General features: G+C 40.2%; 20 protein-coding genes. 6 read left to right on the top strand and 14 right to left on the bottom strand.

Annotated features, from left to right (window positions below):
- Nucleotide 1: 1 nt before the first annotated feature.
- Nucleotides 2-562 carry a TetR/AcrR family transcriptional regulator gene (locus tag IOC57_RS10125; RefSeq protein ID WP_207438612.1) on the bottom strand — a complete coding sequence of 187 codons (561 nt, stop codon included), beginning with the start codon at nt 560-562 and terminating at the stop codon, nt 2-4.
- A gap of 199 nt (nt 563-761) precedes the next feature.
- Between IOC57_RS10125 and IOC57_RS10120 the strand changes: the two genes are divergently transcribed.
- Entirely contained in the window at nt 762-1097 is a 336-nt protein-coding gene (locus IOC57_RS10120; RefSeq protein WP_207438611.1) for a hypothetical protein, read from the top strand.
- A complete protein-coding gene (locus IOC57_RS10115; RefSeq protein WP_207438610.1) occupies nt 1084-1722 on the top strand; it encodes an O-methyltransferase in 639 nt (212 codons plus the stop codon). The genes IOC57_RS10120 and IOC57_RS10115 overlap by 14 nt, the downstream gene beginning before the upstream one ends.
- Nucleotides 1723-1961: 239 nt before the next feature.
- Here IOC57_RS10115 and IOC57_RS10110 read toward each other — a convergent pair whose 3' ends face one another.
- From IOC57_RS10110 to IOC57_RS10090, 5 genes are all read right to left on the bottom strand, one after another.
- The gene (locus IOC57_RS10110; protein WP_065310844.1) at nt 1962-2117 is read right to left on the bottom strand and encodes a DUF1540 domain-containing protein; all 156 of its coding nucleotides are present in this window, start codon (nt 2115-2117) and stop codon (nt 1962-1964) included.
- A 164-nt stretch (nt 2118-2281) separates the two neighbouring features.
- The gene (cstA, locus tag IOC57_RS10105; protein ID WP_207438609.1) at nt 2282-4075 is read right to left on the bottom strand and encodes a carbon starvation protein CstA; all 1794 of its coding nucleotides are present in this window, start codon (nt 4073-4075) and stop codon (nt 2282-2284) included.
- A gap of 142 nt (nt 4076-4217) precedes the next feature.
- Entirely contained in the window at nt 4218-4964 is a 747-nt protein-coding gene (locus tag IOC57_RS10100) for a LytR/AlgR family response regulator transcription factor (protein ID WP_207438608.1), read from the bottom strand.
- On the bottom strand, nt 4936-6753 hold the full coding sequence (locus tag IOC57_RS10095; protein ID WP_286184698.1) for a sensor histidine kinase: 1818 nt from the start codon (nt 6751-6753) through the stop codon (nt 4936-4938). Before IOC57_RS10095 ends, IOC57_RS10100 begins: the two co-directional genes overlap by 29 nt.
- Nucleotides 6754-7104: 351 nt before the next feature.
- Nucleotides 7105-7281 (bottom strand): hypothetical protein, encoded by a 177-nt coding sequence (locus tag IOC57_RS10090; protein WP_207438607.1) that lies wholly within the window; start codon nt 7279-7281, stop codon nt 7105-7107.
- A gap of 395 nt (nt 7282-7676) precedes the next feature.
- Here IOC57_RS10090 and IOC57_RS10085 point away from each other — a divergent pair, with 395 nt between their 5' ends.
- Both IOC57_RS10085 and IOC57_RS10080 read left to right on the top strand, forming a co-directional pair.
- Nucleotides 7677-7997, top strand: coding sequence for a YbjQ family protein (locus IOC57_RS10085; RefSeq protein ID WP_207438606.1), 321 nt, complete (start codon nt 7677-7679; stop codon nt 7995-7997).
- Nucleotides 7997-8224 (top strand): hypothetical protein, encoded by a 228-nt coding sequence (locus IOC57_RS10080; RefSeq protein WP_207438605.1) that lies wholly within the window; start codon nt 7997-7999, stop codon nt 8222-8224. The genes IOC57_RS10085 and IOC57_RS10080 overlap by 1 nt, the downstream gene beginning before the upstream one ends.
- Before the next feature lie 284 nt (nt 8225-8508).
- Here IOC57_RS10080 and IOC57_RS10075 read toward each other — a convergent pair whose 3' ends face one another.
- The 8 genes from IOC57_RS10075 to IOC57_RS10040 form a co-directional block, all read right to left on the bottom strand.
- The gene (locus tag IOC57_RS10075; protein WP_207438604.1) at nt 8509-8970 is read right to left on the bottom strand and encodes a carboxymuconolactone decarboxylase family protein; all 462 of its coding nucleotides are present in this window, start codon (nt 8968-8970) and stop codon (nt 8509-8511) included.
- Nucleotides 8971-9050: 80 nt separating this feature from the next.
- Nucleotides 9051-9920 (bottom strand): RNA polymerase sigma-70 factor, encoded by an 870-nt coding sequence (locus IOC57_RS10070; protein ID WP_207438603.1) that lies wholly within the window; start codon nt 9918-9920, stop codon nt 9051-9053.
- 380 nt (nt 9921-10300) lie between these two features.
- Nucleotides 10301-11731 (bottom strand): YfcC family protein, encoded by a 1431-nt coding sequence (locus IOC57_RS10065; RefSeq protein ID WP_286184695.1) that lies wholly within the window; start codon nt 11729-11731, stop codon nt 10301-10303.
- 65 nt (nt 11732-11796) lie between these two features.
- Nucleotides 11797-12993: a M20 family metallopeptidase gene (locus tag IOC57_RS10060; protein ID WP_207438602.1), complete on the bottom strand. Its 1197-nt coding sequence runs from the start codon at nt 12991-12993 to the stop codon at nt 11797-11799.
- 596 nt (nt 12994-13589) lie between these two features.
- A complete protein-coding gene (locus IOC57_RS10055; RefSeq protein WP_207438601.1) occupies nt 13590-14294 on the bottom strand; it encodes a hypothetical protein in 705 nt (234 codons plus the stop codon).
- Between the two features lie 479 nt (nt 14295-14773).
- The gene (locus IOC57_RS10050) at nt 14774-14950 is read right to left on the bottom strand and encodes a hypothetical protein (RefSeq protein ID WP_207438600.1); all 177 of its coding nucleotides are present in this window, start codon (nt 14948-14950) and stop codon (nt 14774-14776) included.
- 383 nt (nt 14951-15333) lie between these two features.
- Nucleotides 15334-16227 (bottom strand): LysR family transcriptional regulator, encoded by an 894-nt coding sequence (locus IOC57_RS10045; RefSeq protein ID WP_207438599.1) that lies wholly within the window; start codon nt 16225-16227, stop codon nt 15334-15336.
- Between the two features lie 99 nt (nt 16228-16326).
- Nucleotides 16327-17223, bottom strand: coding sequence for a LysR family transcriptional regulator (locus tag IOC57_RS10040; RefSeq protein ID WP_207438598.1), 897 nt, complete (start codon nt 17221-17223; stop codon nt 16327-16329).
- Nucleotides 17224-17358: 135 nt separating this feature from the next.
- Between IOC57_RS10040 and IOC57_RS10035 the strand changes: the two genes are divergently transcribed.
- Both IOC57_RS10035 and IOC57_RS10030 read left to right on the top strand, forming a co-directional pair.
- The gene (locus tag IOC57_RS10035; protein WP_207438597.1) at nt 17359-18324 is read left to right on the top strand and encodes a DMT family transporter; all 966 of its coding nucleotides are present in this window, start codon (nt 17359-17361) and stop codon (nt 18322-18324) included.
- A 33-nt stretch (nt 18325-18357) separates the two neighbouring features.
- Nucleotides 18358-18501 carry a hypothetical protein gene (locus tag IOC57_RS10030; RefSeq protein WP_207438596.1) on the top strand — a complete coding sequence of 48 codons (144 nt, stop codon included), beginning with the start codon at nt 18358-18360 and terminating at the stop codon, nt 18499-18501.
- Nucleotides 18502-18572 lie beyond the last annotated feature (71 nt).

Raw genomic sequence — 18572 nt, 5'->3', positions numbered from 1 at the left:
GTTAAAACTCCTTCAATATATTGGGTAACAATTGCGAAATTACTTTTAGCGGCTTTGCCGATTTTTCAGCTAAACAAAGCATCATGGCCCCTTCGATGGAGGCCGTCATCATCAATGCAATATTGGAAGCTAACTCTTTTGAATATCCATCCTCTATTAGCTTTTTAAAATAAATCCCCTGAATTTTCGCATATAGTTCGGCGCAAGCCGTTCGTACAGGATCGCTTAATGTGGCCATTTCGCTTACCATGCTGCTAAAAGTGTAACCCGTAATCGTCCCTCCACTTTCTAAATTGACGATTAGCTTATCAATCATCGAATTTGTCGCTTCTGACGTTGTGGGATATCGTTTAAAAATATCCACGATATCCATCGTAATTACTTCATTCAAAGAATGAAGGCAAGCAATTAACAATTCCTCTTTTCCATTAGGAAAATGGTGATAAAACGAACCTTTCGTAACTTTACATACTTTTAAGATTTCGCTTAGTCCAACACCTTTATATCCTTTTTGTTGAAAAAGAATCGTTGCATTTTCGATTATCAACGATTTTGTATCCATTTCCGTAGCACACCCCCTCCATACCAACCGGTCTATTTGTTACTATAACAAAAAAAATTCTTTTGATGTAAGTACTTTTTTACTTCTCTAAATTTTGATTTTTCTATCCGATTATCATTTGACATTTTGTATACTTACGTATACATTTAACTTAAAGTGAAAATTGTATACAAACGTATACAAGGAAAGAGGTTTTAACATGAGAAAGGAAAAATTCAAAAAAGATGGACATCATGGTGAGCATTTCAAAGGAAAAGACCATGGTTCACACCATCGTGGCCCAAAAACGTTTCGCCGCGGAAGGGCAATTGCTTTTTTAGAGATGATGAATCTTAAACGTTCAACCATTAAGGAACAGCTAGATAAACCAGAATTTCAATCCATTAATCAAATTTTAGTCGGTGAATTAAAAGCCATTGATATGTTAATCAACGAATTCATTCAATTATTTGAAATACAAGAAAATGAAACAGCCGATAAGAAGGAAACTTCCAATAATGATGAGAAAGGAATGGATATGAATGAAACAAATTAACAACTATATCGATTCAGTGTTTTATAACCCAGATGCCCTTTTGGAAGAAGTCATTACATCCATCCAGGAAAACGGAATGCCGTCCATATCAGTATCTCCCTCATCTGGAAAACTGCTTACCATGCTGATATCCATTTCAGGAGCTAAACATGTTTTGGAAATAGGCGCTCTTGGAGGCTATAGCGGGATTTGCCTTGCCAGGGGATTCGGCAGCGAAGGAACATTAACCTCCCTTGAATTAAAGGAAGAGTACGCAAAGTTAGCATTTGGCAATCTATCCAAAGCTGGCTTTGGCGATCAAGTATCATATATGACCGGTGCAGCTCTGCTAAGCCTTGAAAAACTCGTTCATGATAACAAGAAATTTGATTTTTTCTTTATAGATGCTGACAAGGACAATTATGAAAATTATCTGCAATATTGTATTAAACTGGCAGAACCGGGTGCTTTAATCGTCATGGATAACGTACTTGCGGAAGGCAGTGTCGCAGATCAGGATGTTAAACCTAAACATTATACTGCATTTATGAAGGCATTCAATGAAACGGTAGCCAATCATCCTCAATTGGAATCTCTGCTTATTCCAATCGGTGATGGGCTCACCATTTCAAAATTGAAGAAATGAAGTTTAAAGGTATGAAGCATGAATTCACGAGTAAAACTGCTAAATTCACGAATAAGCGTGAATACACGAAGATCGCGCAAACTTTCGATTTTATCGATCAATCACGATTATTTCGCTTAAATTTCCTTTTCATGAAGAAAAATATAATAAATTTCTATATTCTTGAATGAAAATGATTTTTATTATCAATAATAAATATGAAAGAAGGGTAACCAGTTTGATGGTTACCCCCCGATGATTTAAATTTCTGGATCAAATGTTTTGCAATCCGTTTCTTTGCTATTTGATGCTTGATTCCCTTTATGACTTACAACATAAATAGCATCTGCACTGCATTTGTTTCCAGAATCCCAATATTTACAATTATTCACTTCACATAGAACATCTTTTGCCATCTTATCACACCTCCTCATTTGCTATCATTAACAAAGTTGGGGGTATTGATACTTTCCTTTTTCAGGTTTTTATGTCTAATTTTAAGGGATTAAGAATTCAGGGCATTTTCTAACATTCGCAACGAACAAAGATCCGGGCAGCTACCGCCCGGATCTTTTTATGCTTATGCTGATCTTTTCAGTAGTTCCGCTTGCGGAATTTTCCAAAGCTCCCGCCATTTTTTCAAGGCCGAAATGAGAATGACCAAACCTAGGCATAACATGGTGATCGATAATATTCCGTTCAAGATGCTGAATCCTGCAGAGTCCGGATTCAGGTATACATTTTTCACCATCCAGTACCCTGCTACATTAACCGTTACATATAAGTAGGCAAGGGGTACAAGGCATGTCCAGATATACCAACGTTTGTCTGCGATTTTCAATACGACGGTCGCACCGATGATGAGTCCAATCGAAGCCATGAGTTGGTTGGATACGCCAAAGAGTGCCCAGATCGAGCCAATGTCCCCAGAGTACAGTAGATATCCCCAGATAAAGCAGGCTAACGCGCTGGCGAAGATGTTACCTGGCAGCCAGTCGACCCTTTTTAATGGTTTATAGAACTCCCCGAAGAAGTCCTGGATTAAGTAACGGGCAACACGTGTCCCCGAATCGATTGCAGTTAATATGAACACCGCCTCGAACATGATGACGAATTGGAAGAAAAACGAAGCCAGTTTGTCAAAGAAGGGGATTTCGGTAAAAATATAGGTCATGCCGACAGCAAGTGTAACGGCCCCGCCTGTCCGTCCCTCCAGATTAATGCCGATTTCTTCACTAAGTTCTTTAAGGTGTACGGTTTCCATACCTAAGGTTTGAAACACTTCAGGTGAAGAGTTAATCGCAAAATAATCTCCTGGCTGCAGCGAAACCGCAGCAATCAACGCCATGATGGCAACGACACATTCGACAAGCATCGCCCCGAAACCGACGGATTTGATATCACTCCAACGGTTTAACATTTTTGGCGTTGTGCCCGAACCGACAAATGCATGGAATCCTGATATGGCCCCACAGGCGATGGTTATTGAAATGAATGGCCAAACAGGACCGGCTACAATCGGGCCACCGCCATTAATGAATTCGGTAAACGCGGGAAACTGGATTTCTGGATTCACCACGAAAACGCCGATGATCAATGCGGCAAATACACCGATTTTCATAAAAGTACTCAAGTAATCACGAGGTGCCAGCAGCAGCCAAACAGGCAATGCGGCAGCGAAAAAAGCATAGATCGGCAAAATGATGGCAAGTGTGCTCGCTTCAAGTGTCAATAATTCACCAAGTGCCGTTCCTTGAATGTTCGGGCCAAGTAATATGGCGGCCATGATGAGCGTGAACCCGACGATGGTCGCCCCTTTCAGGTTGCCGGTTTTTTTATGGTAAAGCCCTACACCCATGGCGATGGGGATGGTGATACCGACAGCAAACGTCCCCCATGGATTATTTTCCAAAGCATGCAGGACGACCATTGAAAGTCCCGCCATCGTGATCGTAATGATAAAAAGCATAGCAAGTCCTGTACAGAAGCCAGCTACAGGTCCTAGTTCTTCTTTCGCAACTTCCGAAAGGGATTTGCCGTCTTTACGCATCGACGCGAAAAGAACGACGGCATCATGGACGGCTCCCCCGATTACAGCCCCGATCAAAAGCCATAATAAACTAGGCAAATAGCCGAATTGTGCAGCAAGGATCGGGCCCACCAATGGGCCAGCCGCTGCAATGGCTGCAAAATGGTGGCCGAATGCCACCCATTTATTGGTTGGAACATAATCTTTTCCATCTTCTAATTTATGGGCAGGTGTCGGCTTGGAATCATCGAGTTTTAATACTTTGAGTGCTATGAATGTCCCGTATAAACGGTAGGCAATCATTAATATACAAATGGAGCCTATGACAATTGTAATCGCATTCATATTTGAAACCCCCTCTATTTCTTACATCGTAAAAAAATGATATCACAATGAAAGCGGCTTCAATGGGTTTTCAAGTTATAATGCGGATATCGGGGGATGGACTGCATTATGAAGAAGATAAAATGCAGAATTATGAAAATCTTTAAAAACCAATAAGCTGCTTTAGCTCCTTCACATAAGTGCGGCTTACCGGAATGTTAGATCCGTCACTCATAATGAGATTATAAGTCGAGTTGAACCAAGGCTGTATTTCGGATATATGGATGACATTCACGATAAAACCGCGATGCACCCGTAAAAATGAGCGCTTATCGAGCTTCCTTTCAAGCACGATGAGAGGGTCACCGGTTTTATATTCATTTTCTTCGGTTTTAATGATCGTCTTTCCTTCCATGAGACCGATGAATAAAATAGTTTCCCGATCAATCAGAACGATCCGATCATCTATCACTACAGGCAATTTACCTGTCTGTTCCGCCGCCGTTCGGCTGGCGGGGGGTGCTGTCCTCGATTCGTCTTCCTTAATTTGACGCAGCTTCATGAGCTTATCCAATGTTTGACGAATCCTTTTTTCATTAAATGGCTTTAATAAATAATCGAATGCATATAACTCGAAGGCCTGGAGGGCAAACTCATCATACGCGGTCGCAAAAATGAGCGATGGTGCCGGGTCAAGTTCAGCCAATTGCTTAGCCAAATGTAAACCATTGCCACCGGCAAGCTCAATGTCCAAAAAGACAAGCTCAGGCTTAAGACGGGAGATATCCCTCATGGCATCTTCTATCCGCTCGGCCTCACCCACGACTTCAACTTGCCTGCTTCTCTTCAGCAGATATTTCAATTCATCTCTTGCCAGTGGTTCATCCTCTACGATAAATGCTTTCAACATCGTTGACATATGCTCCTTTTTCGTTGAGTGGTATTGATATCTTCACCTGTGTTCCGTGCCCCGTTTCACTTTCTATCGAAAGGCTGGCATGGCCTTTATAGATCCCCTCCAGCCGTTCACTGATATTATGAAGGGCCGTTCCTGTACCTTTAATCGATTCTACGGCATGCTTACCCAATTCATCTATTCTCCCGCTTGAAATCCCTTTTCCGTTATCTGCCACAACAAGGCGCATGGTATCGTCCTTAAAGTACGCGTGAATGATGATTTCGTCTTTGCTTTTCACATGTGGAAATGCATGGTGTACCGCATTCTCAACAAGTGGCTGCAACGTGAATGGAGGGATGAGAACTTCTTTAAGCCTTGGCTCAATGCGGTAGACGATATGATATTTATCAGGAAAACGGGCCTGCTCCAATGATAAATAAGCGTTAACATGCTCCAATTCCTTTTCTAGCGGCACCAATATTTGTCTGGCCCCTTGTAAATTTGAGCGAAAGAAAGCACTGAGCTCCTGCAATAAATTTCTTGCCTTCTCGACATCCGTCCGGCATAAAACAGATATCGTATTGATTGCATTGAATAAAAAATGAGGATGGACCTGTGCCTGTAAAGCCTTAATTTCAGCATCTTTCAATAATTTCGTTTGCATTTCCGCTTTTGCGAGTTCCAATTGGGTGGAAAATAGTTTCGCCAATCCTTCCGCTAACTCTTGTTCCACTTGGCTTAATTTATCCGGATGCTTGAAATACATCTTCAAAGTCCCGACCGTTTTCTGTTGGACCTGCAGCGGCAGGACTACGGCCGCTTGCAATGGGCATTGATCATGAAAACAATGGATATCCTTTTTTGTTTTGGCTACGATGATTTCCCCTTGTTCAAGGGCCTTTTTCGTTAAGCCTGTCGCTATTCTCACCTTAGGGACATGGTGATCTGACGCAGCACCCACATGGGCTAGTACGCTATGTTCATTGGTAATCGCCACGGCGTCGGCTTCAGTCAGCCCCAAGATGATTTCGGCGATTCTCTTGCATGAATTTTGATTCAGGCCTTGCCGGAAAAAGGGCAAGGTCTGATCCGCAATCAGGAACGCAAGATTAGTTTGCACGGCCCGCGTCCGTGCTTCGTCCCTCGTGATCGACTGAATGATGAGCATAAACAGTAAAGTCCCGAAACCGTTGATGATGATCATGGGAAGTCCGATTACTTGTACGAGCTCCCACGCTCTTTCAAATGGTTTGGCCGTTATCAGGATGATGCCCATTTGGATCGCTTCCAATGCCATGCAAATGGGCATGGCAAACCAAGGCGTGATCACCCCATGCTTTCGGCGCCTTTTCCCCAAAAAACCGGATAAGACCCCTGCCAAAATCGCGGCGGTTGCACAAGCACCCGCCGTAAAACCCCCAAGAAAGTAACGATGAAGACCCGCAATCAAACCTACTCCCAACCCAACAAATGGTCCCCCCAGCAGACCGCCGATAGCCACACCCATGATCCGTGTATTGGCTATCGCATTTTCGGGAGCAATCTCAGCATGCCAATCCCCCTTCGGCATGACATGAGCCCCGATTTCGATACCTGTATAGTTACTAATGATGCCGAACGTCCCAAAAAGGGCGATAAACATGATTTTCTTTGACATTTCATGTTCATGGCCTATCATTTGCCGAAAGGGTTTCATATATGAAAGCAGGAATGCAGCAATTACGATGATCCCCACTTTTTCAAACAGCGATGGCAATAAATCAACCAAAGCATTCACCCCATTTCTGGCTTTTTCATTCATCTTACACCAGCCATGAAATCCTTGTCGAATTTTGTTTTTTACGATTAACACCGATAAACCTAGGTTCCCTCATCAAGAACCTAAACAAACATGCCACATACCGCGGCATACGCCTTCAGATAACCTCCCTTCAATGTATCGGGAGAAACAGCTAGAACCTGCAGAATTACTAGATGGGCGAAGGGAACAATAGAATGCTGTGGTTGTGTTCAATCCCGGTAGGATCTATTCTAAAAAAAGCATATAGATACCAAGGCTTTTTCATTAGGAGGAATCATTTTACCTGAGTCGTTCATAGAGGAATCTAACATGGTGTCACCCTCCTCAGGCAGACATATAACAAGGTTTTCGTCATAGAGATTCCTGACAGGCGGAAGCTAATAATTCCAAGACAGTGATGATGGCAAGTTCATTCAACTCAATGCTGCCCCAACAGTCAGCTGGACATTTAGTGGGTAACATGAATGTTACGGATATGTTTTCACCTTGGATGCCAATAACATTCAAATCAGCAGAAAATAATTTCATCCCATTTCTTTTCTATTTTATGTTTACTCGAAATGTGCAACGTATTAAATAAGTGAACTTCCTATAGTATTAAGAAATATAAAGCTTAAATTATGTTAAAATTTAAGGGAATGGTATTATTTTTGCACTTGATAAAAGGGGAATCATGAGTTGTTATTATTCAATGAAGGTAACACAATGACTGATGGAAAAACTTCTTAATGGAATATTGACCATCCCTAATGAAATGGATGGATTGGTTCACGGCCCTGGTCCAAAGTAATATGGATGAAAAAATTTGAAATAGCTACCCATTTAAAGACAGACCTCGCTGAAGGTTTATTTGAAAAAGGAATTGCAGTGCTGCGTTATGATAAGGGAACATTCATTTACTGCATAAGATGGAGGCGATTAATGTGTTGGTAGTTACCACAGAAAAAATTGAAGGTTACAAAGTTGTAGAAGTAAAAGGACCTGCCTTTGGTCTGATTGTAAGAAGCAGAGGGCTTGGCGGCGATATCATGGCAGGGTTAAAATCCCTAGTAGGCGGAGAAATCAAGCAATATACAGCCATGCTTGAAGATTCAAGAAAGGAAGCTATGGACCGTATGATTAAAAATGCCAATCAAATGGGGGCAAACGCCATTGTAATGATGAGATTTGATTCTGGGGAAATCGGTAAAAACATGAGTGAAATTGTTGCATATGGAACTGCCGTCATTGTGGAGGCAATATAGTGAAATTCATCATAGGGTACTATATATTAGAAATCATTATAGTTATCTTATGCATTTTACTTGGATACTTTATCTATGATAAACGTCTTCATCGTAATCACGGTGTAAAAGTTCCTGATGGATTTCAACCGACAGAAGAAATAAATATAGACCCTGTGACTGGAGAAAAAGCAAGGGTGTATTTTAATCCTGATACGGGTGAACGCTTTTATAAAAAAGAAAAATAATTATAAAAAGCCACGATTTATACAAAACGTGGCTTTTTATTGTTTTTATTTATTGTCAAATATATATTCCTGGAACCCCCTTAGAAGAGAGTTCGTCAGAGTTATTTTAACGCGTATTGGATGTCCTTTATATCAATTTTTTTATTGGCAATCCCTAACTTTTGGGGAGTTTTTAATTCTTAACCATCAAGTCCATTAATGCTGATCTAAGATATGAATCCTGTAAAATCAACATTTACGGGCAAAAATGGAGACAGATCGCTTTTACGATCTTAATAACCATATTATTTTTCCATTACAGGCTTATAGTGCCCTGGTATGCTATTGGCTGAAATGGCCAATCGGTTCCAGCCGTTTATCGTGATGATTATGGTAACGAGATCGATATATTGTTTTTCATCAAAATGGAGGCGGACCCGCTCATATAGATCATCAGGGACACCGTTTGCGGAAATGGCGGTGACCGCTTCCGTCAATTCCAGCGCTGCCCTTTCCGAATCAGAATAGAATGGCGATTCACGCCAAGCACTCAAGCAGTAAATTCTTTGTTCCGTTTCACCCATTGCCCGGGCATCCTTTGTGTGCATATCCAAGCAGTACGCACAGCCATTGATTTGAGACGCACGAATTTTAATCAATTCGATTAATATACTATCGATTCCCGTAGTTTTTTTATACTCCTCCAATCCGAGCATTAATTTGACCACTTCCCGATTTGTCTTCATGTAATTAATGCGTTGTTCCATGTCTATCTCCTCCATTAAATCTTTTAGGTTCCACTTATAAGACAAAATAGAGATTTGATTTGTGACATACAAAAAAGAGATTAGTAAGGAACAGGAATATGATTTAATTTATCGGGATTGGAAACAATGAAGATTTTCCGGATATTTTTTTGGTTTGAATCTAATTCAAAGCAGATGACTTTGATAGGCTGCCCGTGTTTCATTTGCAAAATTCCTTCCTGACCATTGACCATCACCGGAAGAAGGTCTCCTATGAAACCCCCTTTAGCAGCAACTCCTTTAAGAAAGGAAGAAACGCGCCGTTTATTTTCAATCGGATTTAATGCAGAACGTACTTTTCCTCCCCCGTCAGTAACAAGTACAACATCTTCTGTAAGGAGATCCAAAAACTCCTCAAAGTTTCCTGTCGTAGATGCTTTTATGAATTTTTTTGCCAAAGTTTCGACATGTTCCGCATCCTCCATATGGACTGGCATATCATTCTGTAATTTCCGCTTAGCCCGGCTGTAGATCTTCCTGCAATTCACTTCATTCTTTTCCAGCATCTCGGCAATATCTTCATAGCTATAAGTGAATGCTTCCCTAAGCACGAACACCGCTCTTTCAACAGGTGACAGCTGTTCCAGCAAAACGAGGAAGGCATAAGCAACCGTTTCATCCGTTACAACCTTATCTAAAGGCTGCTCTGTTTCGCTTACCCGAGGTTCAGGCAGCCAAGGTCCTGTGTAAACCTCCCTTCTCTTACGGGCTGAATTTAAAAAGTTGAGACAGCGATTTGTCGTCATTTTCGCGAGATATGCTTTCATGTCCTTAATTTGTTCGGTATCAAGCTTAAACTGCAGGAATAAATCATGAACGATATCTTCTGCGTCGGTAACCGATCCAAGCATCCGGTATGCTATGGAAAAAAGAAAAGGTTGATATGTCTTATATAATGTATCCAACTCCACCTGCTTCACCTATTTTCTATCAAATTGGTTTTTCGAGAACGTATGACCCTTTTGCCATAACTATTCTCTAAACCAATCATTTATCCTTCTTCACCTCGTTCAAAGTGGTAATTTAAGCAACAAAAAAAGAGCAGCCAAAGAGCGGCTCTCAGACTGTAGACAAACTCGATATTTATTGATTTTCTCTACAGTGATGATTTCCACTCCAGGCACTCGCTTTCCGAGGGCGGTCTTTGCGCCTGTGGGGTCTCCCTTAGACACGCTTTTCCCGCAGGAGTTTCGAACACCCGCTCCAATCAACTTTTTTAAAACTTTAGAAGGAACCCCCTTTTGTCTACAAACCCAGGGCAGCAAAAGAGCCATTCGTTCTTTTTAAGGTTTTAGTATTTGATGAAATCGGCTATTAATATAAACACAGCACCTATTACAATCCAGATCAATAACAAGGGCCAGAAGAATTTCACCCATTCTTGATATTTGATTTTAGAGACTGCCAAGCTTCCCATAAGCATGGCAGAGGTAGGGAGAATGCAGTTTGATAGACCATCTCCCAACTGATAAGTAAGGATGGTCGTTTGCCTTGTAACACCAATCAGGTCGGAAAGCGGTGTCAAAATCGGCATGGTCGTTGCTGCCATACCCGTTCCTGAAGTAATGAACACATTCATGATGGTCTGAAATACATACATGCCAAGAACTTGGATCGAACTAGGCAAATGGCCTACTGTTGCTGCAAGTCCATTTACAACTGAATCGATAACATGTCCTTGCTCTAATACTACGACTACACCTTTTGCCAGGCCAACAATAAAAGCACCGAATGTAATATCCCTTGCCCCCTGTACAAACTCGCTGGCAATTTTGCTTGGACCATATTTAGATAAAAACCCAACAACAACACCTAAAGATAAGAAAAATGCAGCTAATTCTTCCATCCACCAGCCTTTTTCGGAAACACCCCAAATCAGGAGGCTAAATCCTATTAACACGACAATAATCGTTACGTAATGTCTAGGCATCATGGAGGGTAAAGAGAATATATCCAAATTCTCATGCTTTTCTTCTTTTTCCAAGTCGTACACAATACCGGCATGTGGATTATTTTTCACTTTTTTTGCATATCTCATGATATAAATGCTTGTGACAATCAGTAAAACTACCAAAATGATTCCACGTAACCACATCCCGGAGAACATCGGAACTTCAGCAATGGCTTGAGCGATTCCTACATTGAAAGGATTAAGGAGTCCAGCTGTAAAGCCGACAGCTGCGCCGAGCGTCACCATGGCAGTTCCAGTCAAAGCATCATAGCCTAATGACCTTGCAATCGCAATGCCAATGGGGACAAATGCCATGACTTCTGCTGACATTCCAATCGTAAAACCGCCGATTGAAAATAGAGTTAAAAAAATGGGAATAATGACGATTCCTTTGTTCATGAAAGTCTTTCCAACCCTTGCAGCCACGGCTTCAATCGTACCTGTGGAATTAATGATTTGAAATACTCCACCGACAATGAAAATAAAGAAAACTGTATCACTTGCATCTATAAGGCCATGAACAATGGCTAAAGGGACCTCGAATATAGCTATGGGGTTGTTCTCAACAGTATGATACGAGTTTTCTACTACTACCGTATTACCGGTTTTTTTATCTTCCACTCTGTCAAACTCACCTGCGGGCACTAAATAGCTTAATGCAGCTGCAAATAGGATCATACAAATAATAATCACAAATGTGTGTGGCATTTTCATTTTACTTTTTTTGAATGGGGGTTCACTCTTTATTTTTTCAGCTCTCACTTTACTCATTTTCCGTACCACCTTTTACATTATTTTCACCTGGATCCCCCGTAAAACGGAATCTTCCTTTATCTTCATTTACATGATTTATTAGCATTCCACACTTCGAATTCTTCCCGGATTTCTTGAAGGAGCTGAGGGGTCATACATACTTCGTATGCAGTCATCGCTAAAGCCTTTGCTGCTTTATTTAATCCAATCATTCCCCTCTCAGAAGCTGCAGCCTGTACAAACTCTGGAGTATGGGTTATTGCATCATCCGTTATCTTGATGTAAGGATGAATCGTTGCAGTTACTTGTCCAACATTACCAATATCCGATGAACCGATTCCTCCTTTTGCAGGCGGGTCGCATACAACCTCCCCTAACAACTCTAGATTATCTTTAAATAGGGCGGCTAATGCTTTATTATTATTTCGTTCAGCATATATCAGGCCTTCGGTTATCTCGATCCTGGCACCTATGGCTTCTGTAGCATGTCGAGCAGCGGCATATACTTTCTCACGAACAACATTTAACTCTCCCACAGTGCTGGCCCTAAGTAAAAACTCAGCCTCGCAATAGGCAGGAACTACATTTGTTGCATCCCCGCCTTTTGTTATGATTCCATGGATTCTCACATCATCTTTAAAAAATTGACGCAAAGAATTGACGGCAACAAAAGTATTAATGACTGCATCAAGTGCACTGATTCCATTTTCGGGAGCAGAAGACGCATGTGATGCTTTTCCATAAAACTTAAAAGATGCATCCACACACGCTAATCCACCACGCAATACCATGGTCTGTTTTTGCGGATGACACATCATGGCTACATCCACATCATCGAAAATGCCATCCTCGACCATCAAAATTTTTCCTCCGCCTTCCTCTTCCGCAGGCGTCCCCAATACGACGATTTTCCCCGGAAGATCAGGGTGGGCATCTTTCAGTGCCAATGCCGCCCCAATGGCTGATGTTCCAATGATATTATGGCCACATCCATGGCCTAATCCTGCCAGTGCATCATATTCAGCTAAAATGGCAATCGTTGGACCACCGGGATGCCCCTCCCATGTTGCCCTGAATGAAGTTTCTAAATTTGCGACCCCTTTTTCAATCAAGAAGCCGGCCTTCTTTAAAGGCTCTATCAACCATTTCATTGCCTGGTATTCATGGAAACTAAGTTCCGGGTGAGCATGAATGTCCAATGCAAGCCCACGTAATTGAGCATCACGGGCATCAACTGCCATTTGAATCGATTTCTTTCCTTCCGCAACATGTATTGACATAAATATACAACCTCCAAAAAATTCAGAAAATTAAATGTTTCATTTTAAATATTACGGTCACTTTAATGATAAGTAAAATTAAGGTTTTTTTATGAAACTAAAAAATTTTTTTATAGTTTCATATAGTAACATCTATGAATATTTATAAAATCATTGAAATTTCCGAATATAAAAAGGGGGTTAGATGTGGTCTCATTTTGAACCAGCATGGAGCTTTGACGGGATTAACTCTTTGGGGATCCCCACAGTTTCCAAACAAGAATTAGTTATAATCCATGATTTTTCACTATTTTATATCGGGTAAAGCCAGGAGAATGCGGATTGACTACTTAAAGGAAAATGAAAGGTAAAAAAGCCTAATTTCTCACTAAAATTCTGAGAAATTAGGCTAAGACTGAATTAGAGGTGAAATTAGAGTTAATCGAGGCTCAATTAACTAGTCAAATGAAGGAAAAAGGGCTGCTATCAAGGTTTTTGAATGAACTAGGTCAAGTAGATCCCTACCGTCAACAGGATTCCTTCTGTTGCCCCCTTTTTGGACAAATACATGACCATTATCTGTTAAAATGGTGTACCCCATTTCGGATACTCATTTATCAAGGTGCTTCATACCATACGATATCATCAAACATTTTTACAACCCGCGGTATGAAGCCTTCTTCATAATCTGCCGGGTATTGAACGATCGCATAGTAAACGCGGTCGCCATGTTGAAAAACCGACACCGTACCCAATACTGAATAATCACTGCCCTTCTGACTAATGTCAAATTCGACCTCAGACCAATCAAATCGGTTAGGCGTATTATCTGATCGCTGTTTAATCTCAAAGTCGTTGCTTATCACAACTTCCCTCGCAAACTCCGCCAGTTCTTCTATTGTCGCATTCGTACCTTCCCCTTTGGAAAAGATCTGAACTTTGGCATCCTCATTTCTCTTGCCTGCAAAATTCGCAAAAACACTCATTGCATCCCCTTCACCAGAACTAGCCTCTTCAACGACCATGTCATCCACGATGTAGGTTGAGAATCCCAATGCCTGACTATGATGAAGCGTGAATGGGAATGATTCTTCCATACCTTCTAATATGATCTTATCCGTTTTCGTATTTGGCCGATCTTTTGACGGATCATCGACCGATTCACCTGGAGGATCTTCATCTTGCCCGTCGGTTTGCTTAGGATTATCATTTGGCTTTTCTGAAATTGGGGGAGATTCCTTATTTTCCTCCTGGACTCCTTTACAAGCACTAAGTCCTGTTACCAAAAGAACGGCTGCCAAAATAAACAATATCTTTTTCATTCGACCCCTCTTTTCATGTGTTTTAACAAATTATTATACGGCCCATAAGTTAAAAAGTTACACGATGCTTCTTTACAAAGTATCAGACTTTATAGACTTTCAAAAGATCGATACTCCCCTCTTCCCGAAAAAAAAGTTTAAGAAATCGTGCATTTGGTTTTTTTTATATTATGAAATTGATTCATTTCTTAATAATGGTATTTAATATTTTTTCTATAACAAAGACGCTTGCAGTAGGAAAGACTTCAGATAAAGGAGTAATCAACCTATGCAAAGGTAATTGCTTTCATTTGCATTGCCCAATAAGGGAGTGAACACCATTGGTTATCCATCCCTGAATCATACTTTTTAAAACCAATTTGAATGTATGATATTGTAAAGAATCGCACGTTCAAAAGGCCGCCAATTGGCGGCCTTCATAACTTCCCTTGCCTTACATATACTAATGTGAAAAATAAATGTTTATGTACCGTTTATGGTTAAGATCCAATGCTATGTTCCACTGCAGTATCCCAGTTAGGAAAATAATACAATGCATTTTTCATTAACTCCGGATCTGACTTTTTTACCTCTTTCTTTCGAGGTGGCTTCCCTTCTTTTTCTACTAATTCAGAAATTTGATTCACGACATCTTCAACACTCATATTTACTTCCATCTCTGCTTCCTCCTTCTTGCCATTATTTATATATTTTCCCAATCGGTGAATAGTAATACCCTTTTTCTTTAGCTAAACTACCAAGGGTCTATTTTGTTTTACCTCTCATCTTATAACCTTCAAACTGGCGTAGAACATGTCGGCAACCAGACCTTGCGAAAAACGTTTGGCTATTGGTTTTACCAAAGATATTGCCATGCTGCAACCGGATTCTGCATCATTCTCATCCATGCGATAAGCATAGGGAGCCCTCTTTCCCTGCAAGAGTCTCGTTCCTTCCCTTCCAATCAACTAGAACGTTTTTTAAATAAAAAAACTGTAGGGAAACTCGCTTTTCTTCGAGTTTGTCTACAGTCTGAAAGGAGAACAATTACTATCTCCTTTTAGCAATATAGCTTTTTAATTTCACTCACAAACTTGGAAACACTGGCTAATTGTAAAGATGATTGCCGGTATAACATCCATGTTCTTCTTTTTATCTCTTCACCATTTTTCAAGATCAAATCATGTGAAAACAAATCATCACTTTTTTGCAAAAAAACACGAGGAATAATGGAATACCCCAGCCCTCTTTTTACCATTTCCCTGCATGTCTCATAGCTGTCCACTTGCATCATTACCAGAGGAGGCGATGTAAACCTTTCATTCCACCAATAATCAATACTTTTTTCAGAAGGGATTTGCGATATATTTCTATATTTCAGCAAAACATTCGGTTCTTTACGATTAATCATCGGAAAATCCGGAAGGCTATCAACAGGTATCTCACCTTTTGAAATGATGCATATATTTTCTTCCTCAAGAAGAACCATTTCATCGAACCACTCATAATCACCTTTTACAATCGCAACATCAATCTCACCTTGCATAAGCAATTCCATCATTTCCGTACTGAAGCCCGTATTGACATTTAAATGGACCATAGGACAATTTACCATGTACTCTTCCAAAATGGAAGGCAGGTTATAAAGTCCGAAATGGCTGCTGATGCCTAATTTCAAACTACCCCTCGTTTCACTTCCCATACTCAATAAATACTCTTTTGTTTGACGTAAATCTATGAGCATTTTGTTTGCATAGCTTACCAAATATTCTCCAGCAGGAGTCATTTTAATATTTTTCCCATTTTTGGCTAGTATTTCAGTCTGGAATTCCTTTTCAATTTGTCTTACACGGTACGTTAATGCGGGTTGGGTCATGTAAAGTCGCTCTGCAGCTTTTGTCAGATTCTGGTCTTTATATAAATATTGTAAAATTAAACAATCTTTTTCATCCATACGATTTCCCCACCCTTAATTAGTCTCGCAGCCTAATAATCAACGGTTTCAGCGCGCCTCTATCATTCTATGTAAAGCGATATGCTGCTCCCCCTTCCTTCATATCAGCTCATGCGCGGTTCCAGGTTTTAGCTTAAATCGGTTGTCATGATGAACTTCGATCGTTTGTAAGAAGCTTTGCATGGAGTTTGTCATATAAGCATCTTTGCGGTGAATGAAGACAGTCGAAATATTTCCGTATTCTTCCGGTATTGCATGCACATGCACTTTTTCATTGGCTGCAAGGTGATTTACTGCTGATTGTGGTACAAGAGTAATGCCAAGACCAAGTGATACGCTGGTTAAGATCGTTTCCAATACATTGAACTCCATGATCCTTTTGGGCATCACTTCTTCTTCTTTCAGCCATTGTTCCAGTTTAGAGCGATAGCCACATCCCTGACTGAATACTAAAAATGGTTCCGTTATCATTTCTTCAAGGTCAAATGTTTCATTTCTTGTAACTAATACAAGTTTTTCTGTACACACATCATATGGCTGAATGAGCGGATGTTTAATCGGCCCTGTAACAAAAGCTCCATCCAGCCTATGTTCAATGACATCTTTAATTAGGTCTTCCGTTAAACCTGCCTTTATGGATAAATCGACATTGGGATACTGTTTATGATATGAGGCTAGAATCTTGGGAAGATCGCTGACCGTTTCAACTGTACCGATGTTCAATATCCCTGTAGGTGTTTCACTATCCAGGAATACTTGCTTGAGTTCTTCCACATCAAGCAAAATTTTGTTTACATACTCCAGCATTTTTCGTGCCTCTGCAGTTAATGACATGCCACGTTTATGCCGATTGAATAAAGGCGTCCGTAACTCCTGCTCTAAATGCTTTATCCTAGCCGTTACATTGGATTGGACGTAATTCAACTCAACTGCCGCCTTACTTATGCTGCCATATTTAGCGACGCACTGGAATATTTGCATATCCCGCATTTCCATAAAAGTGACCCCCTTTCTCAACTATTATTAATAATGATGATTATATTCATTTTAAGTCATTTTACATGATAATGACTTTATCATAAGGTGTGTATAGGAATTTAATCAATCATTATTTTTTAAGGGGAAGCTTTTATGAAAAAAAATCAAGTTTTAATCGGTGCACTTTTATGTTTGACAGCCAGCATTTCTTGGGGAGCGATGTTTCCAGTTGCAGAAAGGGCCCTGATGTATATTGATCCTTTTTATTTCTCTTTTTTGCGATATTTAGCTGTTAGCGTAATTTTAGGGATATTGCTTTTAATTAAAGAGGGGAAGGCGTCATTTAAGCTGGAAGGGAAAGGAAAGAAATTATTGTTTTTTGGAACGATGGCGTTCACTGTATACAACTTTCTCATTTTTGCTGGCCAAGACTTACTGGGACATAATGGGGTAATTGTTGCTTCCATCATGGAATCATTAATGCCCATGATTTCAATTTTAATAATGTGGGTTTTCAAAAATACCCGACCCATGAAGCATACCATCGCCAGCATGTTCCTTGCCTTGATAGGAGCCATTCTTGTCATTACCAATGGCAACTTATCATTCTTATTTTTATTGAAAGATAGCATCATCCCTATCCTCTTCATTCTTATCGGGGTTATAGGGTGGGTTATTTATACGATGGGCGGCAACCAATTCAATGGATGGTCAACACTCCGCTATTCGACTTTAACGTGCATTTTAGGAACAACAGTATCAGCAATCATAACATTCTTCGCAACTGCAATGGGCCTGTCTGTCCCTACAGCAGAGGTTATGCACTCCATTTATGGCGAAATGATTTTCATGATTATTTTCCCCGGTGCCATTGCCCTTTTAAGCTGGAATTCAGGTATTAAACTCATAACGCCGATCAATGGAATCCTATTTATCAATTTAGTTCCAATAACCACGTTGGCCATCGTTTTTATCCAAGGAGGATCACTATCATCCTTCGAATTAATCGGAACTTTTTTAGTGATATTTGCATTGATTCAAAACAATTATTTTCAAAGAAAAAACTTGCCTTCCCGAGTTGAGAAATTGAATCCAAGGAAAGTGAAAAGAATCATTTAATTAAAGGTACAACACATCAATAGGAGGGCAACTATGGATTTATTAACTCTTATGCTAATCTTTGGATTGGCTGTACTATGGGAATTGGCAACGATTAATAAGAATGTGAAAAAGATGAATGAACAAAATGCAGAATTAATTAATCTATATAATGATAGAAGTAAAAGAACTCAATAAAATAAACTTTTGGCCATACAACGCAAAAAAGCCTATCATTTAGATAGGTTTCAGACTGTAGACGATTTGAA

This window comes from Bacillus sp. SD075 (assembly GCF_017355165.1).
Classification (GTDB): domain Bacteria; phylum Bacillota; class Bacilli; order Bacillales; family DSM-1321; genus Peribacillus.
The sequence above is the reverse complement of the archived record's forward strand: the minus strand, read 5'-3'. Positions and strand labels throughout refer to the sequence as shown.

Excerpts from the sequence above, each read along its gene's own strand:
- IOC57_RS10125 (WP_207438612.1), bottom strand. The coding sequence starts at position 562 with ATGGATACAAAATCGTTGATAATCGAAAATGCAACGATTCTTTTTCAA.
- IOC57_RS10120 (WP_207438611.1), top strand. The coding sequence starts at position 762 with ATGAGAAAGGAAAAATTCAAAAAAGATGGACATCATGGTGAGCATTTC.
- IOC57_RS10115 (WP_207438610.1), top strand. The coding sequence starts at position 1,084 with ATGAAACAAATTAACAACTATATCGATTCAGTGTTTTATAACCCAGAT.
- IOC57_RS10110 (WP_065310844.1), bottom strand. The coding sequence starts at position 2,117 with ATGGCAAAAGATGTTCTATGTGAAGTGAATAATTGTAAATATTGGGAT.
- cstA (WP_207438609.1), bottom strand. The coding sequence starts at position 4,075 with ATGAATGCGATTACAATTGTCATAGGCTCCATTTGTATATTAATGATT.
- IOC57_RS10100 (WP_207438608.1), bottom strand. The coding sequence starts at position 4,964 with ATGTTGAAAGCATTTATCGTAGAGGATGAACCACTGGCAAGAGATGAA.
- IOC57_RS10095 (WP_286184698.1), bottom strand. The coding sequence starts at position 6,753 with ATGAATGAAAAAGCCAGAAATGGGGTGAATGCTTTGGTTGATTTATTG.
- IOC57_RS10090 (WP_207438607.1), bottom strand. The coding sequence starts at position 7,281 with ATGAAATTATTTTCTGCTGATTTGAATGTTATTGGCATCCAAGGTGAA.
- IOC57_RS10075 (WP_207438604.1), bottom strand. The coding sequence starts at position 8,970 with ATGGAACAACGCATTAATTACATGAAGACAAATCGGGAAGTGGTCAAA.
- IOC57_RS10065 (WP_286184695.1), bottom strand. The coding sequence starts at position 11,731 with ATGAGTAAAGTGAGAGCTGAAAAAATAAAGAGTGAACCCCCATTCAAA.
- IOC57_RS10060 (WP_207438602.1), bottom strand. The coding sequence starts at position 12,993 with ATGTCAATACATGTTGCGGAAGGAAAGAAATCGATTCAAATGGCAGTT.
- IOC57_RS10055 (WP_207438601.1), bottom strand. The coding sequence starts at position 14,294 with ATGAAAAAGATATTGTTTATTTTGGCAGCCGTTCTTTTGGTAACAGGA.
- IOC57_RS10050 (WP_207438600.1), bottom strand. The coding sequence starts at position 14,950 with ATGGAAGTAAATATGAGTGTTGAAGATGTCGTGAATCAAATTTCTGAA.
- IOC57_RS10045 (WP_207438599.1), bottom strand. The coding sequence starts at position 16,227 with ATGGATGAAAAAGATTGTTTAATTTTACAATATTTATATAAAGACCAG.
- IOC57_RS10040 (WP_207438598.1), bottom strand. The coding sequence starts at position 17,223 with ATGGAAATGCGGGATATGCAAATATTCCAGTGCGTCGCTAAATATGGC.
- IOC57_RS10035 (WP_207438597.1), top strand. The coding sequence starts at position 17,359 with ATGAAAAAAAATCAAGTTTTAATCGGTGCACTTTTATGTTTGACAGCC.
- IOC57_RS10030 (WP_207438596.1), top strand. The coding sequence starts at position 18,358 with ATGGATTTATTAACTCTTATGCTAATCTTTGGATTGGCTGTACTATGG.